This window comes from Paracoccus sp. MC1862, assembly GCF_016617715.1.
Classification (GTDB): Bacteria; Pseudomonadota; Alphaproteobacteria; order Rhodobacterales; family Rhodobacteraceae; genus Paracoccus.
The window spans coordinates 788,597-804,803 of sequence record NZ_CP067225.1 but is presented as its reverse complement, the minus strand read 5'-3'; the positions used below and the strand labels follow the sequence as shown (position 1 = coordinate 804,803).

Genomic DNA, 16,207 nt, shown 5'->3' with positions numbered 1-16,207 from the left:
GCGCCGGTCCCGCGATGCCGGTTGAGGGCGGGCGTCCCGCAGGCTAGGTCACGGACCGGAAAAGGAAGGGAAACACCATGCAGCGCAAGATGCTTGCGGCATTGGCGGTCGCGGTGCTTGCCGGCTGCGGCGTGACCGAGGCCGCACGGCAGGCGACGACCGCCCCCACCATTGCCCCGGCAGGGCGTCCCTCGATCACCGGATGGCTTACCCCTGACGCCCAGACCCCCGCTACGGATGGCGTGAGCGGGGACATGGAATGGAAGCAGGCGGCGCTTGGAGCGCTGGAATCCGAAGGCGTCACGCTGCTCTCTGCCCTGCCCGCCGACGTGATGCAGTTCTGCCCCGGTTACGCCCGCCAGACACGAGAGAACCGGGCGGCCTTCTGGGCCGGGCTGGTCTCGGCCATAGTCGAGCGGGACGCCCGGCCCGAAGCCCGCGAAAGGCGGCTGCCGCTGATGCAGATCTCGTTGCCGGACGCGCGGGCGAACGGCTGCGGCGGCGCGATGACGGACGGTGCGGCCAACGCGCGCTGCGCCGTGCGGATCATGGCGCAGGCAGTCGCGCGGGACGGCGCGATCGCGGGCCGAAGCGGTGCAGGCAATTCCGGCTGGACGGGTCTTGCGCGCAACTGGCTGCCGCTGCGATCCGACCGGCAGCGCGGCGAGATCGCGGGCTGGACCCGCAGGCAAAGCTACTGCCGCTAGGTCAGCGGCCGTTCAGGATCGGCAGGTTGTAGGTGCGCCCGCCCTTGACGTAGCTGATCTTGCCGTTGCCGATCGAATTGATCGCGCCGCCGTCGATCCGGTCGCCCAGGCGCACCGTCACGATCTTGCCGTTGCGAAGGCGGATCAGCCCGCGGCTGGCCCGCCCGGCGCCGATCACGCCGATGACCTGCGTCTTGTTCAGCTCGATCCCGCGCACCGTCGCGTTCTTCGCGACATCGCCGGCGGTGCGGCCCTCGACCGGTTTCTGGGCGATCTCGGGCTCGTCATCGACCTCGGGCGGGCGGTAGCTGCCGCGTGCCGCGATGGCGGCGCGTTCCTCGGCCTCGGCCTGTGCGCGGGCGCGGGCTTCGGCTGCGGCGCGGGCCTGCAGATCGGCCCGTGCGTCCGCAGCGGCGCTCTGGCGGGCGCGTTCCTCGGCCTGCCGCTGCAGCCCCTCGTCCCGCAGCCGCTGGGCGGCTTCCGCCGGGGCGGGCTGGACGCTGGCGGCCGGAGGCATCGCGGGGGCCGTCACCGGAGCCGTCGCGTCGGGACGCGGCCGCATGGTCGTCGCGGCCGCCAGCGCCACGGTTTCCGGCACGGCGGGCGTCACGCGGGCAGGCTTGCGGACGGGCACGAGCGATGCGGCGGCGGCCATGGTCGCAGGCTCCGCCCCGGCGTTGGTGCCCACGGCTTCGGCAAGCGCGGCTTCGACAGCCGAGGGCGCGGGCGTGGTCCCGCGGGCGGGCCGCGCAACCGGCCGGCCCCTGGTGTTGGCCGCGGTCCTGACGGGGGCGCTTGCAGCCTCGGCAGGGGCGGCGGGCTTTGCCGCCGCGCGCTTGGCCGGGCGATCACCCCGAGCCGCCGCCGGCTTTGCCGCGACGGCTTCGGCGATGGCCGCATCCACTGCCGAACCGCTGCCGGGACGGCGGGACGGCCGGCTTTCGGCATAACGTTCTTCCGCCCCCGCGGGGAGTGACAGGCGCGGCAGCCACGGAGTGGCGGCGTAAAGATCGGACAGCAGAGAATCCGCCGCCACGCGTTCCTGCGGGGTCATCTCGGCGGCGGTCACGGATTCATCGGCCGAGCCTTCCTCGGGACGCGGGCGCGGCCGAGCCGAGGACACCGGCAAGGCGCTGGTTGCCTGCGGCTGTGCCGCTGCCCGCGGCGCGGCCTCGGGGCGCGGGGGGGCTGCGGGGCGCGAGGCGGCGGGTGCCGGCGCCGAAGGGGCGCGGCCCGGTGCCGCGGCACGGGCAGGTTCAGCCGCCCGCGAAGGCTGGGCCGGCGCCGCAGCGGGCCGAGAGCTTGGCCGTTCCGAACGGGTCAGCGTGCTGCGGCCGGGCACCACCGCAGGAAGCGGATCAGCCTGCGAGGCGGAGGGGGCAGCCGCAGGCGCAGGGCGCCGAGGTGCGTTCGACGGTCGGATCACCGGGGTCGGCGCGACCGGGGCTGCCGCAGAGGGAGCCTCTGCCCGTTCAGCAGGCGCCTCAGAAGGTGCCTCAGACGGCCGCGCCGCAGGGACGGCGGCGGGCGCTGCCGCAGCGAGTTCCGCGCGGGTGGCCGCCGGGTTTTCCTCGGCGGAAGCACGGTTCGCGGCGGGCTTCACCACGGTCGGGGTGGTCGGCGTCGAAGGAGCTGCCTGCATTTGCGCAGGCGGGCGTTCGTTCGGGGCCAATGCGCTTGTTCCGGCAGGGAAAGCGGCAGGTTCCCGCGCGCCGGGGCGCGACGTCACGGCAGGTTCTTCACGTGGTCCCGCTGGCCCCCCGATTCTGCCGGTCGGGGCCGCCGAGACGTTAGCCGCGTCCGGTGCCGATGGCGCTGTCGGGACAGCAGAGATCCCGGCATTGGCCGGGTCGTTGCTGGACGTGGCCCGAGCAGCAGGCGTGGCTGCAGGCTCCGGCACGGGTGCCGCGCTGCTCGGGGGGGGTTCGGACGGTCCCGCCAGAGGGGCAGAAAGCACGGGCTGCGCCGCATCAGCAGCAGGGGGCACGGCGGCTACACCCGCCGGAACAGTGCTTTCAACCGTCCGTGCGGCAGGTGGCACCGTTGCTGCCGGACGCCCCTGCGCGGGTTCGAGCGTCGTTGTCGAGGAAGCAGACGGCTGCGCTGAAGGCGGAGCTGCAGGCGGCGCAGACGCAGACGTTGTTCTCGCTGCGGGCTGCGTTGCGTCCAGGGTCGCGCTTTCGACGTCCGGAGAAGGTGTTCCGGCAGTCTGCGTGTCACCGGGACCGGGCGTCGCGAAAGCCCAGATCAGCACCAGTCCCAGCAGCAGCGCGCCCAGCATCACCAGCAGCGCCCCGACACCGCCTCGCGCGCCGGGATGGCGGCCGGATGGAACCGCCGGACCTTCGGGGATGATCGGCGCGCGGCCGGGTGAAACACGCGCCTGTTCGGGCGACAGTGCTGCAGGACGGCGCGCCGTCGGAACCATCCCGGAAGCACCACGACCCTCTGGCCTAGCGTCCTTGCGCACTGCGACCGGCGCTATCGGCTGAGCCGGAGAGCCCATGGGCCGGGTTTCGGCAGGCGTGTCTGCTGCAGCGGGCGTAATCGCCGCCGGCGGGAGCTCGCCCACTGCCTCGGCCGGCGCGGGGGCCTGCGTGGTCGGACCAGCCTCCGGCTCGGCTGCAAGGCTGTCAGCCGGGGTCTCAGAAAGGGTTGCGGCATCCGCTTCTGCCTGTGGCCGGTCAGGGGACAGGTCGATGCGGCCGGCCCTCTTCTCCTCATCCCCAGTGTCCCCCGCGGATGCGCCATTGTCCGAGGTCGATTCGCCCACATCCCCTGCCTCATCCGCGTCGGGCGGACCTGCGGGTGACAAGGGCGCGGGGGATACCTCGGCAACAGAGGCAGCGGCGTCCGGCTGCACGGCGGGCGAATCCTGCAGGGCAGCGATCCCGACCTCTCCATGATCATCGGCAGAGGCGCTGCCGGCGGTCTTGGCCGGGGAATCGGTCGGGGCCTCTGCCACCTCGGGCGGCGAAGCGGCCGCGACATCCTGCACGGCATCTCCCGGCAGGTCGGCGTCGCCCAAGGCCGCCCCGCTTGTCCAGTCCTTGCCGCCGAACTGGGGAGTCGCGGGAAACACCCCTTCGGGCGGGTCCGCCAGGAAACCCTCGGCCGCAAAACCGTGGCGGCGGGCGAAATCCTCGGCCTCGCGCAGCGTCTGCCGCGCCACCGCCGCCACGCGCACGTCGCCCGCGCCCTCGGGCCGCCAGTCCCAGGCCAGATCGGCCACGGGATAGGGCGTCAGCCCGTCCAGCGCGCGGCCGAGGTCGGCGGTTCTGCGGACATCCTCTCCCACCGGCAGCGAGGTGTACAGGATCTGGTCGTCGGGGATGATCAGCGCCACGCGCGCATCCGGCCCGTTCGCCGCCAACTTGTGCAGCCGCGTCATTTCGGCCCGGAAATCCGGCGCATCGAAGGCCGCGACCGCCTTTTCCTTCCACTGGATGGATGTCGCGGCGGGCGAGCCTGCGCGTTCCATCAGGTGGACGGCCTCACTGCTGAAGGACAGGGCGTATTCGGGCGCGGAACGCGTGCTCATGGGCGGGGCTTTTCCGTTCTGGCCGGTCGTCGTTCATGCGCGATCCGGTCCGTTTCTGCTCAACCCATGGATAACCCAACTGCGGCGCGGTGCAAAGCGAAACACCGTCTCGTGAAAGGCCCCCGGCGAAATTGCGAAGTTGCGCCCAAGGGGCCAGACTGGCGCCGACGAGCGGCAGCCTGCCCGTCGCGGAACTGTTCTCAAGGAGCGCCCATGGCCCAAACTTTCTCACTCATCCCGGCCGCGCTGGCGGGCGCGGCGGCGCTTGCGCTGACAGCGTGGCCGGTGTCGGCCCATCCTGCGGGGCATGGATGCGGCAAGCCCGCGACGATCAACGTGCAGGGCGAAGGCCGCGCCAGCGTCGCGCCTGACCTTGCCACGGTGTCGCTGGGCGTGACCACGCAGGCCCCCACCGCCGCGCAGGCGATGGCCGACAATGCCGCGCGCCAGACGGCAGTGATCGAGGCGCTGCGGGCGCAGGGCGTGGCCCCGGCCGACCTGCAGACGCAGGGGCTGAACCTGTCGCCGATCCAGGACTATTCGCGCGAAGGGCAGCCGCCGGTCATCACCGGCTACCAGGCGCAGAACATCGTGACCGCCCGCATCCGCGACCTGCCCCGCTTGGGCGAGATGCTGGACGCCATGGTCGGGGCCGGCGCGACCGACGTGCAGGGCATCGGCTTCTCGCGCGAGGACGCCGCCGCGACCGAGGACCGCGCCCGCACAGCGGCCGTGACCGAGGCCCGGCGCCGCGCCGGGGTGATCGCTGACGCCGCCGGAATGGAAGTGGGACCGCTGGTGTCGCTGACCGACACGAGCATGTCGGGCAGCCCCCGCCCCATGGCGATGATGGCGCGGGCGGCCGAGGCGGATGCCTCGACCCCCGTCGAGACCGGAGAGCTGACGCTGACGGCGCAGGTGACCGGCGTGTGGACGCTGCTGCCGGCGGGCGGGACCGCCGATTGCGGTCCCGGCAAGGGCCGGGGACACCACCATGGTAAGATGCCCGGCAAAGGGCATGGTCCGGGGGACGGCCATCATTCCGGCATGATGGACGGACATCGTCACGGCGAGGGGATGCCGCCGGAGGGCGAGGGGCGCCCTGCCCCGCCCGTCCCGCCGCAGGCTGCGGGCGAGCCGGCCGGGTCGCCCGGATGGTCGCTTGCGCCGCAACCCGCCCCGCTGTCGCCCTCGGACCCCGCTGGCGCCGTGCAATCCGCACCGGCGGCGATCCCGCCCGTATCCGGCGGCCAGGCAGCGCCGCAGGAACCCGCCCCACAGGTCGGCGGAACCGCCACCCCCACGAATGGCACCGATGCAGCCACCCCGGATACAGGCGACGCGGCATCCGTCCCGCCCGCGCCCCTGAACTGACGCGCCCCGCAGGAATGCGGAAAGGGGAGCCTGCAGGCTCCCCTTTCCCTTGTCTGCAGCCCCTTGTCTGCCGCAGCGGGTCAGTCCAGCCTAACCGACCAGATAAAGGTTTCGCCCGAAGCATCCTCCACCCCGTCGTTGTCGGTGGCGATCCATGCGGTGCCGTCCGAGGCGATGGCGAGGCTTTCCACCTTGTCCTGCACAAAGCCGCCCCAGCCCAGCAGGTCGGGAATGAGGTCGCGCACCGGCTCTTTCGTGACCAGCGGCAACTCGCCGCCCAAGGACGCAGGGTTCAGGTCGGCCAGCGGAATCCGGGTGATGGCCTTCAGCCGGGCGGCCTGACCGATCAGGTTGTCGCGCTCGATCACATAAAGGTGGTCGCCGTGGCGGGCGATCTCGGACAACCCGACCCAGCCCTCGCCGCTGTCCAGCGGATAGCGGACGGCGGCCCAGTCCTGTGTGGCGGGGTCCAGTTGCAGAAGCTTCGTCTGCCCGTCAGGATCGTCGCCCCATTCGCGCTGGACGGCCAGCCACAGCTTGTCCTCGACCAGCGCGATGCCTTCAAAGCCGAACCGCGTCTGATGCGGGTCCAGCGCCGCAGGAAGGCCGATCTCGTCCGTGATCGCGCCCGAGGCATCGACGCGCAGAACGGCGTGGGGCACGTCCTTCCCGGCATCGCCCTCCGAGGCAAGCCAGAAGCCGCCATGCCCGTCCGATGTGATCCCCTCCAGATCCAGCTTTTCGGCAGGCTGGCCGTCACGGGTCACGATGGTCTTCGCGGTGATCCGCGCGGGCGTCGCGGCCGCGTCGATCGTGTAGATCGCAGGTTCGGCCGAATAGGCGCTGTCGCTGACGGCGAAAAGCCGGGTGTCATCCGCCGGATCGACGGCCAAGCCCGAGATCGCGCCCCAGCCGATCAGCGGCTCGCTGCCTTCGCTGGTCAGCGTCGGATAGGCGGCAGGTCCCTCGGTGCGCTCGTAGATCATGACATGGGAACGGGCGCCGCCGTCCTCGCCCAGATCGGTCTCGTTCGCGGTGGCGAACAGGTTGCGCGCGGGAATGGGTGTCAGCCCCTCCGGCCCGATGCCCGAGGGCAGCAGTTGCAGCAGCCGCGGGTCCGCCGGGTCGGCGACGTCATAAACCCCCACCACGCTGCCGCGTTCGGAACCGACGAACAGCAGCCGCTGGTCGCCATAGGCGGCAAAGGCCATCCCCTCGGGCTCGACGCCCTTGTTGTCGGAACGGCCGTCCGGGTAGTGGCCGATGGCGATGAGCGCGCGTTCAAACGCAGTGCCGCTTTCATGGACGACGCTTCCGTCCTTGGACCAGATGGTGAAGCCGCGAGAGCCGCCCTTCCAGTCGCCCTCGTTCGCGGTGGCGAAATGGTCGTCGTCAAGCCACACCACGGCATCCGGTTCTCGCGGAACTTGGCGCTGTGCGCCGGTGAAATCCAGCCGGCCATCGTCCTCGGTATCGATCCCGTCCAGATCGACGGCGCCCGCGCTGAAATGCGCCGCCACCTGCCCGTCCGCGCCGATCACCACGAGATGGTTGTTTTCCTGCAGGGTGACGGCCAGCTCGCCCGCCTCGTTGAAGGACAGGTATTCGGGTTCGGGGTCCTCGGGGACGACATCGGCCAGCCCGGTCAGGTCGATCCGCTGCAGCCCTGCGCAATCGACGCCCGCGTCGGTGACCGGCAGGCGCAACACGAAGCCTGCGGGCATCTGCGGCAGCGCCCCGTCGTTCACCTCCTCGTCGCGCTCGTTCTCGATGGCCACCGCAATCATGTCGCCCGCAGGCGAGATCGCCACGGCATCGGGCTGCCCGCCCAGATCGCAACCGGCGATGACCTGCCCGCTGGACAGATCCAACGTCCGCAGCACGCCCGAAGGATCGGTGAAGCTGTCCGAGGTGTTCACGCCCACGAAGGCAAGGGTCCCGCGCACGACCGCAGTGGTGGGTTCCCCGTCCATCGGCACGTTACCAAGTGGCTTCGGCTGGCGCGGATCGGTGATGTCCACCATCCCCAGCGCCCCCAGCGGGCTGTCGGAATAGATCAGCATGCTGCCGTCCGGGGTCACGGCCATGATCTCGGCCGAGGTCTCGCGCGCGGGGTCTTCCCCTTCGGCCATGTTGTCCACGGTCGCAAAGCTCGCGATGCGGTTGAAATGCGGCTCGGCCAGCGCCGGGGCGGCGGCCAGAAGCGCAAGCGCCGAGGTCAGCATGGAACGGATCAGCACGGACAAAACCCCCTTGTTCGTGAAAGCTGCGCCCATGTCGCAGGCCAGCGTGACGGACGCATGACAGAATGGTGCGCTTGCCGTTTGGCGGGCATTGCCCTCGAATGGCTCAGGGTCTATGCGGCGCGCCGGGCTAGGCGGCGCGAGAGACTCGGGCGGCTGCCGCCGTCCGCAACGGAACGCCGGCTCTCGCGGTCGGGTGAAGCGAAAGGATCAGCATGGATTTCATCACCGGAGACTGGCTTGCGGCGCTGTTCCAGGTCATCGCGATCGACCTGGTGCTGGCGGGCGACAACGCCATCGTGATTGGCCTGGCCGCGGCCGGGCTGCCCAAGGACCAGCGCAACAAGGCGATCCTCGTCGGCATCATCGCCGCGACCGTCATGCGGATCGGATTCGCGCTGGTCACGACGCAGCTTCTGGCGATCACCGGCCTGCTGCTGGCCGGCGGCCTCTTGCTGCTGTGGGTCTGCTACAAGATGTGGCGCGAACTCAGCGCGGGCCACGCCCATCACGAGGTCGAGGCGCACGAGGTCCTCGAGGACGCCGACCTCGACCACGACGGCCGCGTGGGCGGGCCGCCGCGCAAGACCTTCGCGCAGGCCGCGACCCAGATCATCATCGCCGACGTGTCGATGTCGCTGGACAACGTGCTGGCCGTGGCCGGCGCGGCACGGCACCACATCGACGTGCTGATCATCGGCCTTGTGCTGTCGATCGCGCTGATGGGCTTCGCCTCGACCTTCATCGCCCGGCTCATCAACCGCTATCGCTGGATCGCCTGGATCGGCCTGGTCATCATCCTGTTCGTGTCGCTGAAGATGATCTGGGAAGGCTGGCACGAGGTCTCGGTCGCCTGGGCGCTCTGAGGCGTCTGCCGAGAGCCGACATCCCCGCCCCGGCCGGTCCTCCGGCCGGGGCTTTTCGTTTCCGCTCGTGGCGAGGTCAGCCTGACCGGATGGCGCGCAGGCCGCGGCGCTGGCGGCCATGCGCGTCGAAGTTTCCGGGCGACAGCCATTCCGCGTTCGCGGCGGCGATTGCGGGCCAGTCGGTATCGGTGATTGCCCACCAGGCGGTGTCGCGGTTGCGGCCCTTTATGACCATGTGGTTGCGGAATATGCCTTCATAAGCGAATCCATAGCGCCCGGCTGCCCGCATCGAGGCGGCGTTCAGCGCGTTGCATTTCCATTCCACCCGGCGATAGCCCGCGCCGAAGGCCCAGGCGATCATCAGCATGATTGCCTCGCTCGCCGCCGCTGTCCGCTGCAGGGCGGGCGCGAACTGGATATGGCCGATCTCGATCACGCCGTTGGCCGGGTCGATCCGCAGGAACGAGGCCACGCCCGCGACCCTGCCCGTCCCCCGCTCGCGCAGCGCGTAGAAGAAGGGATCGCGGCCCAGAGCGACGGAGTCCTGCCACGTCCGGTAGTCGGCCCGGGTCGTGAAGGGGCCGTAACCCATGTAGTCCCACAACTCGTCATGGCTGTCGTTGGCTTGGAACAGGTCATCCGCGTGCCGCGCCGGGTCGAGCCGTTCCAGGACGACGAACCGCCCCTCGATCCGGTCGGGACCGGGTGGCAGAGGAGGCGTGAAATCAGGAACCGGCGCGCCCAGTGGCCGTTCGGGCACTGCCATCTCAGGCGTCCTTCGGCAGCACCCGCAGGCGCAACTCGCGCAACTGCTCGTTGGTGGGCTCGCTGGGCGCGCCCATCATCAGGTCCTCGGCCCGCTGGTTCATCGGGAACATGATGACCTCGCGGATGTTCTGCTCGTCCGCCAGCAGCATCACGATCCGGTCGATCCCCGCCGCGCAGCCACCGTGCGGGGGGGCGCCATAGCGGAAGGCCTTGACCATGCCGCCGAAACGCTTTTCCACCTCGTCCCGGCCGTAGCCCGCGATCTCGAAGGCCTTGAACATGATGTCCGGCGTGTGGTTGCGGATGCCGCCCGAGATCAGCTCATAGCCGTTGCAGGCGAGGTCATACTGGTAGGCATGGACCTTCAGCGGATCGCCCTCCAGCGCCTCCATCCCGCCTTGCGGCATCGAGAAGGGGTTGTGGCTGAAGTCGATGCGGCCGTCCTCGGTCTTCTCGTACATCGGGAAATCGACGATCCAAGCGAACTTGAACTGGTTTTCGTCGATCAGCCCGAGTTCGCGCCCAATCTCGGACCGCGCCCGGCCCGCGACGGCCTCGAAGTCCGAGGGCTTGCCGCCGAGGAAGAAGACGGCATCGCCTTCGTTCAGGTTCAGCGCGGTGCGGATGGCCTCGGTCTTCTCGGGACCAAGCGCCTTGGCGATGGGACCGGCGGCCTCTGTCGCGCCCGTGTCATCCTTGCGCCAGAAGATGTAGCCCATCCCTGGCAGCCCCTGCTGTTGGGCAAAGGCGTTCATCCGGTCCGCGAACTTGCGGCTGCCGCCGGTCGGCGCGGGAATGGCGCGGATCTCGGTGCCCTCCTGCTCCAGCAGACGCGCGAAGATGCCGAAGCCCGAGCCGCGGAAATGCTCGGACACGTCCACCATCTCGATCGGGTTGCGCAGGTCGGGCTTGTCGGTGCCGTATTTCTTCAGTGCCTCGACATAGGGGATCAGCGGCCATTCGCTGTCCACGCGGCGGCCGTTACCGAACTGTTCGAACAGCCGCTGGATCACCGGCTGGATGGCAGCGAAGACGTCCTTCTGCTCGACAAAGCTCATTTCCACGTCAAGCTGGTAGAAGTCGGTAGGCGAGCGGTCGGCGCGCGGGTCCTCGTCGCGGAAGCAGGGGGCGATCTGGAAATAGCGGTCGAAGCCCGCCACCATGATGAGTTGCTTGAACTGCTGCGGCGCCTGCGGCAGCGCGTAGAACTTGCCCGGATGCAGCCGCGAGGGCACGAGGAAGTCTCGCGCGCCTTCGGGCGACGAGGCGGTGATGATCGGCGTCTGGAACTCGGTGAAGCCCGCGTCCCACATGGCGTCGCGCAGCCATTTCACCACGTGGGACCGCAGCATGATGTTGTTGTGCAGGGACTCGCGCCGCAGGTCGAGGAAGCGATAGGCGAGGCGCGTTTCTTCGGGGTAGTCATGGTCGCCGAAGACCGGCAGCGGCAGATCGTCGGACGCGCCCAGCACCGCGACATGCGTCGCATAGACCTCGATCTCGCCGGTCGGCAGCTTGGGGTTCACGAGGTTCGTGTCCCGCAGCTTCACCTTTCCGTCGATGCGGATCACCGTCTCGGCCCGCAGCTTTTCCAGCGTGGAAAACGCCGGAGAGTCGCTGTCGGCGATCACCTGGGTGATGCCGTAATGGTCGCGCAGGTCGATGAACAGCACGCCCCCGTGGTCGCGCACCCGATGCACCCAGCCCGACAGGCGCACGGTGGTCCCGGCGTCGGCGGCGGTCAACTGGCCGCAGGTGTGGCTGCGATAGGCGTTCATGGCGCGTCCTCTTGTGGTCCGGTGCCGCATGAACGCCGCGCGGGCCATCAAGTCAAGCCGGTCAGAACGGCTGCACCACGTTGCCCGAGAAGAAATACCGCCCCATGCACATCGTGAACAGCGCGTTGCCCGAGATGCCATGCAGCACCCAGACAGCCGGAAAGCCGCGGCGCAGATACACATGGGCGAACACCAGGCCGCCCAGGAAGGTCAGCGCCAGCACGACCCAGAACCATTACATCAGATGCGCCTGCGCCTCGCCGGAAAACAGCCCGGCATAGCGCTGGAGGAACAGCGAGCGGAAGATCAGCTCCTGCGGCAGTGCCGACAGCAGCGGACAAAGGCACCACAGCACCAGCAGGAAGCGCAGCCGGTCCGGCGACAGGTTCGGCAGGAAGCCCGGCTGCGCCAGCCACATGATGGCCAGCCCCGTGACCGCCACCAGTGCAGCGAAGGCGATGCTGCGGGTCCAGCTTACGCGCCCCCACCCGCACAGGAGGTTGCGCCAGTCGAAATTTCCGGTCCATCACAGCAGCCCAAGCCCCGCGAGGGCGAAAGCGAACAGCGCCGCGAACATCTCACGCGGGGGCAGGAACAGCGCGATGGCCAGCGGCGCGCCGACGAACAAGCTGGGGAACTCGGCCCATAATGCCGCGCGCCGCGTCATCGCCTCAGCGCTGCATCCGCATCGCCAGCCAGCGGTTCCACTGGGCGCGGTTGCCGGCGAAGGCGTTCAGGTCCACGTTGCCGCGGAAACCCGGCGCGGTGCCGGTGCCGGTGTACTGCCAGAAGCTCCAGCGCTGGCCCGGATAGGTGCCGCGCGGATGGTCGGCGACCGAACGCAGCCAGAACTCGGCATTCACGTTCCGCACGCCGGTCTCGCGGTAGAAATCGACGGTGGTGTAGATGATTGGGCGCTGGCCATAGTGGCGGGTCAGCATGTCCATGAAGATGGCGACCTCGCGCTGCACCTCGGCCGGCGTCGGCCGATAGCGGCAGGTCCGCGAATGGCTGTTCCATTCGAGGTCGAGGACGGGCGGCAGCGCGCCGCGTTCGCGCGGCACGTTGGCGATGAACCAGGCCGCCTGCTCGGCCCCGCGGCGGCAGAAGTAGTAGAAGTGATAGGCCCCGCGCGGGATGCCGGCGGCCCGTGTCTCGGCCCAGTAGCGGCGGAACATCGGGTCGATGTGGTCGCCACCCTCGGTCGCCTTGATGAAGGCGAAGCTGACGCCCGACTGCCGCGCCAGAGGCCAGTTCACGTCGCCCTGATAGCGGGCCACGTCCACGCCATGCACCGGCAGGTTGTAGGGGTGGCCGCTGGTCCAGACATGGGGGGCGGTATCCCCGAACAGCGGCACCGCGCCGCCGGTGAAGGCGCCCCGGACCGTCTGGCCCGACCCGATGCTGACATCCGTCACCACGCGCTGTGTCGGCGCGCCCGCACAGCCTGCCAACGCGGTGACGGCTGCCAGCGCCACCGCCTTGATCCACAATCTCATGTCCCGCCTCGTTCCGTTTCTTGGCCTTGTTTGGCGAGACTATTCCACGGGTTTCCGGGCAAAGTCACGACAGCCGCCCCGGGCAGCGGCGCGGCCCTGTTCACGAAACCGTCAGGCCCTCAGTCCATGTCCGGCAGCAGCTTGCCGGGGTTCATGATGTTGTTGGGATCGAGCGCCTGCTTGATGGCCGCCATCACCGCGCAGGCCTCGCCATGCTGGTTGCGCATCAGCTCGCGCTTGCCGATGCCGATGCCGTGTTCGCCGCTGATCGTGCCGCCCACCGCCAGCGCGCGTTCCGCCATGCGGTGGGCCAATCGCTTGGCAGTTGCAATCTCGCCCTCGTTGCCCGGCTCGACCAGCAGCAGCGTGTGGAAGTTGCCGTCGCCGACATGGCCGACGATATTGCCGAAGATGCCGGCTTCCTGCATGTCGGCCGCCGCCGCCTCGACCGCTGCAGGCAGTTCGGACATCGGCACGCAGATGTCGGTGACGACCCCCGTCGCGCCGGGCCGCAGCTTCAGCGTGGCCCAGTAGGCCGCGTGACGCGCCTCCCACAGCCGGTTGCGCTCGTCGGGGGTGGAGGCCCAGTGGAACCCCTGCCCACCGTTCTCGGCCGCGATCTCGCCGAAGCCCTGGGCATTGGCGCGCACGGCCTCGGGCGAGCCGTTGAACTCGACCATCAGATGCGGCTCCTCGCGGTAGTCCGAACCCGAGTGCAGGTTGATGGCGCGCATGGCCATCGGGTCCATGAACTCGATCCGCGCCATGGGAATGCCAAGCTGCATGGTCTGCGCCACGCAGGTCACGGCTTCGGAAAGCGAAGGGAAGGCGCAGACGGCGGCGGAGACGTCCTCGGGCTGGCCGTGCAGGCGCAGGGTCAGTTCGGTGATGATGCCCAGTGTGCCTTCGGACCCCACCATCAGCGCGGTCAGGTCATAGCCGGCGCTGGACTTGGCTGCCCGCGTGCCGGTGCGGATGATGCGCCCGTCGGCCAGCACGACCTCCAGCGCCAGGATGTTCTGCCGCATCGTGCCATAGCGCACCGAGGTCGTGCCGCTGGCCCGCGTCGCGGCCATCCCGCCCAGCGAGGCGTTGGCCCCGGGATCGACCGGGAACATCAGCCCGGTCGCCCGCAGTTCGGTGTTCAGCGCCTCGCGGGTAACACCCGGCTGGACGACGGCCAGCACGTCCTCGGGGCGGACCTCAAGCACCCGGTCCATCCGCATCAGGTCGACGACCAGCCCGCCATGGATCGCCAACGCGTGCCCTTCCAGCGAGGTGCCCGTCCCCCAGCCGATCACCGGCACGCCGTTGTCGTCGCAGACCTTCAGGATGCGCGAGACCTCGCCCGTGTCCAGCGGAAAGGCTACGGCATCCGGCGGCGGCGCCCGGTGGAAAGTCTCCGAGGCGCCATGCAGCGCGCGGTCGGATTCGCCGGTGGAAAGCCGATCGCCGAGGATGGCGCGCAATTCAGACAGGACGGCTTCGGAAATGGGCATGGTTAGTCCTCCAAGGCTGACGGAAGATGCCAGCGCACCGCGCCGCGCTCAAGGTGCTTCTTCTTCGTGAAAATATCCCGGGGAAGGCCGGAACGGCCGGGGGCAGCGCCCCCTGCGACCTCACCCCTGCAGCGGCGCCGTCGCTTGCTGCAGCCAACCCCGCACGTCCTCGGGCACCAGCGGCCCGATCTCGTCCCGCACCCGCGCGTGATAGGCGTCAAGCCAGGCAATCTCGGCGCGGCTCAGCATCCCGATCCCGATCAGGCGCTTGTCGATGGGCACCAGCGTCAGCGTCTCGAAGCCCAGCATCTCGCGCCCGTCCGGGCTGGCGGCGGGTTCCACGACGATCAGGTTCTCGATGCGGATGCCCCACTCGCCCTCGCGGTAATAGCCGGGCTCGTTGGAAAAGATCATGCCCGGTTCCAGCGGCAGTTCCGACCGGCGGGATATCCGCAGCGGCCCTTCGTGCACGCACAGCGCGGCGCCCACGCCGTGGCCGGTGCCGTGGTCGAAATCCATCCCGGCCGTCCAAAGCGGTGCGCGCGCCACCGCCTCGATATCCCGTCCCGACAGGCCATTGGGGAACCGCAACCGGCTGAGCGCGATCATCCCCTGCAGCACCCGCGTATAGGCGTCCCGCGCGGCTTCGGCCGGCGCGCCGATGGCGATGGTCCGGGTGATGTCGGTCGTGCCGTCGGGGAACTGGCCGCCCGAGTCCAGCAGCAGCAACTCGCCATTCTCGACGGTCCGGTTCGTGGCCCCGGTCACGCGGTAATGCACGATGGCGCCGTTCGGGCCTGCGCCGCAGATGGTGTCGAAGCTGATGTCGATGGCGCCCGCCTCGCGGCGGAAGCCTTCCAGCGTCCTGGCCACGTCGATCTCGGTGAAGCGGCCCGGCTCTCGCCCGTCCACCCACGCCAAAGCCCGGATCACCGCCACCGCGTCGCGGCGATGGGCGGCGCGCATCCCCTCGATCTCTGCGAGGGTCTTGCGGGCCTTGGGCAGCGCCACGGGATCGCGGTCGCGGGCGATCGCGATCCCCGCCTCCTCGACCGCGCGGAACACCGCCTCGGGGGCGGTGTCGGCATCCAGCCTGACCGGACCTTGCAACTGCTCAAGCGCCGGGGCGAACTGTGCAGGATGCGAGATCGTCACCTCATTGCCCAGATGCGCCCGCAGCTTGTCGTCGAACTTGTCAGGGTCCGCGAACAGGCCTACCCGCTCCTCGGCGTCGATGGTGGCAAAAGCCTGCACGATCGGGTTCCGGGGAATGTCCGCGCCCCGGATGTTCAGAAGCCAAGCGATCGAATCCGGCATCGTCAGCACCGCCGTCCGCTGCCCCGCCGCCTGCAGCGCCGCCGCGATGGCGGCCCGTTTCTCGGCCGGACCCGCCCCGGCCAGCGCCGCGTCATGGACGCGCGCCGCGCCTTTCGGCGGGGCCGGGCGGTCGGGCCAGATCGCATCGACCGGATTGGCGATGGGCCGCAGGACGATGCCGCTGCCCGCAAGCCCCTTTTCCAGCGCCTCGATCTCGGCGCGGGTATGCAGCCAGGGGTCGTAGCCCAGCGCCCCGCCCTGGGGCAGCGCCTTTTTCAGCCATGCGCTGGCGGTGGTCTCTGGCCAGGGCACGGGGGTGAGGATCGACGGATCCACCTCGGCCCGGACCTGCACCCGGTAGCGCCCGTCGATGAAGACGCCCGCTTTCAGGGCCGTGACGATGGCAAAGCCGGCGCTGCCGGAAAAGCCGGTCAGCCAGCGCAGCCGCGCGTCTGCGTCGGCCACGTATTCGCCCTGATGCGCGTCGGCGCGGGGCACGATCACCGCGTCAAGCCCCCGGCGCGCCATCAGGTCCCGCAGCGCGGCGATCCTCGGCCCCGCTGCCGCGGGGTCGAGGGTGGCCGAGAAGTCCTGCCAGCTCATCCGCTTTCCTTT

The 16,207-nt window shown here is 69.9% G+C and carries 13 protein-coding genes; 3 read left to right on the top strand and 10 right to left on the bottom strand.

Annotation, left to right across the window (positions count from 1 at the left end; genetic code table 11):
• The first annotated feature begins 77 nt into the window (after positions 1–77).
• Positions 78–707 carry a hypothetical protein gene (locus JGR78_RS04020; protein ID WP_182803132.1) on the top strand — a complete coding sequence of 210 codons (630 nt, stop codon included), beginning with the start codon at positions 78–80 and terminating at the stop codon, positions 705–707.
• Position 708: 1 nt separating this feature from the next.
• On the opposite strand, the gene JGR78_RS04015 is transcribed toward JGR78_RS04020, so the two are convergent.
• Positions 709–4,248 (bottom strand): hypothetical protein, encoded by a 3,540-nt coding sequence (locus JGR78_RS04015; protein ID WP_182803130.1) that lies wholly within the window; start codon positions 4,246–4,248, stop codon positions 709–711.
• 213 nt (positions 4,249–4,461) lie between these two features.
• Here JGR78_RS04015 and JGR78_RS04010 point away from each other — a divergent pair, with 213 nt between their 5' ends.
• Positions 4,462–5,622 carry an SIMPL domain-containing protein gene (locus JGR78_RS04010; protein ID WP_182803128.1) on the top strand — a complete coding sequence of 387 codons (1,161 nt, stop codon included), beginning with the start codon at positions 4,462–4,464 and terminating at the stop codon, positions 5,620–5,622.
• A gap of 80 nt (positions 5,623–5,702) precedes the next feature.
• Here the strand turns inward: JGR78_RS04010 and JGR78_RS04005 are convergent, their stop codons facing one another.
• Complete coding sequence (locus JGR78_RS04005) at positions 5,703–7,868, bottom strand: esterase-like activity of phytase family protein (protein ID WP_182803213.1); 2,166 nt, start codon at positions 7,866–7,868, stop codon at positions 5,703–5,705.
• 212 nt (positions 7,869–8,080) lie between these two features.
• Here JGR78_RS04005 and JGR78_RS04000 point away from each other — a divergent pair, with 212 nt between their 5' ends.
• Positions 8,081–8,731, top strand: a complete 651-nt coding sequence (locus tag JGR78_RS04000; RefSeq protein ID WP_182792374.1) for a TerC family protein — start codon at positions 8,081–8,083, stop codon at positions 8,729–8,731.
• 76 nt (positions 8,732–8,807) lie between these two features.
• On the opposite strand, the gene JGR78_RS03995 is transcribed toward JGR78_RS04000, so the two are convergent.
• The 8 genes from JGR78_RS03995 to JGR78_RS03970 form a co-directional block, all read right to left on the bottom strand.
• The gene (locus tag JGR78_RS03995; RefSeq protein ID WP_182792373.1) at positions 8,808–9,497 is read right to left on the bottom strand and encodes a GNAT family N-acetyltransferase; all 690 of its coding nucleotides are present in this window, start codon (positions 9,495–9,497) and stop codon (positions 8,808–8,810) included.
• A gap of 1 nt (position 9,498) precedes the next feature.
• Positions 9,499–11,277, bottom strand: coding sequence for an aspartate--tRNA ligase (gene aspS / locus JGR78_RS03990; protein ID WP_182803125.1), 1,779 nt, complete (start codon positions 11,275–11,277; stop codon positions 9,499–9,501).
• 61 nt (positions 11,278–11,338) lie between these two features.
• Entirely contained in the window at positions 11,339–11,500 is a 162-nt protein-coding gene (locus tag JGR78_RS17995) for a hypothetical protein (protein WP_234450852.1), read from the bottom strand.
• A 12-nt stretch (positions 11,501–11,512) separates the two neighbouring features.
• Positions 11,513–11,719, bottom strand: a complete 207-nt coding sequence (locus JGR78_RS17990) for a hypothetical protein (protein ID WP_234450851.1) — start codon at positions 11,717–11,719, stop codon at positions 11,513–11,515.
• 84 nt (positions 11,720–11,803) lie between these two features.
• Positions 11,804–11,944: a hypothetical protein gene (locus JGR78_RS17985; RefSeq protein WP_234450850.1), complete on the bottom strand. Its 141-nt coding sequence runs from the start codon at positions 11,942–11,944 to the stop codon at positions 11,804–11,806.
• A gap of 4 nt (positions 11,945–11,948) precedes the next feature.
• Entirely contained in the window at positions 11,949–12,776 is an 828-nt protein-coding gene (locus JGR78_RS03980; RefSeq protein WP_182803123.1) for a GH25 family lysozyme, read from the bottom strand.
• Between the two features lie 119 nt (positions 12,777–12,895).
• On the bottom strand, positions 12,896–14,275 hold the full coding sequence (locus JGR78_RS03975) for an FAD-binding oxidoreductase (protein WP_182803121.1): 1,380 nt from the start codon (positions 14,273–14,275) through the stop codon (positions 12,896–12,898).
• A 120-nt stretch (positions 14,276–14,395) separates the two neighbouring features.
• Complete coding sequence (locus JGR78_RS03970) at positions 14,396–16,195, bottom strand: aminopeptidase P family protein (RefSeq protein WP_182792369.1); 1,800 nt, start codon at positions 16,193–16,195, stop codon at positions 14,396–14,398.
• Between the last annotated feature and the right edge of the window lie 12 nt (positions 16,196–16,207).

Coding starts and splice junctions, on each gene's coding strand:
- JGR78_RS04020 (WP_182803132.1), top strand. CDS start 78: ATGCAGCGCAAGATGCTTGCGGCATTGGCGGTCGCGGTGCTTGCCGGC.
- JGR78_RS04015 (WP_182803130.1), bottom strand. CDS start 4,248: ATGAGCACGCGTTCCGCGCCCGAATACGCCCTGTCCTTCAGCAGTGAG.
- JGR78_RS04010 (WP_182803128.1), top strand. CDS start 4,462: ATGGCCCAAACTTTCTCACTCATCCCGGCCGCGCTGGCGGGCGCGGCG.
- JGR78_RS04000 (WP_182792374.1), top strand. CDS start 8,081: ATGGATTTCATCACCGGAGACTGGCTTGCGGCGCTGTTCCAGGTCATC.
- JGR78_RS03995 (WP_182792373.1), bottom strand. CDS start 9,497: ATGGCAGTGCCCGAACGGCCACTGGGCGCGCCGGTTCCTGATTTCACG.
- aspS (WP_182803125.1), bottom strand. CDS start 11,277: ATGAACGCCTATCGCAGCCACACCTGCGGCCAGTTGACCGCCGCCGAC.
- JGR78_RS17985 (WP_234450850.1), bottom strand. CDS start 11,944: ATGACGCGGCGCGCGGCATTATGGGCCGAGTTCCCCAGCTTGTTCGTC.
- JGR78_RS03980 (WP_182803123.1), bottom strand. CDS start 12,776: ATGAGATTGTGGATCAAGGCGGTGGCGCTGGCAGCCGTCACCGCGTTG.
- JGR78_RS03975 (WP_182803121.1), bottom strand. CDS start 14,275: ATGCCCATTTCCGAAGCCGTCCTGTCTGAATTGCGCGCCATCCTCGGC.
- JGR78_RS03970 (WP_182792369.1), bottom strand. CDS start 16,195: ATGAGCTGGCAGGACTTCTCGGCCACCCTCGACCCCGCGGCAGCGGGG.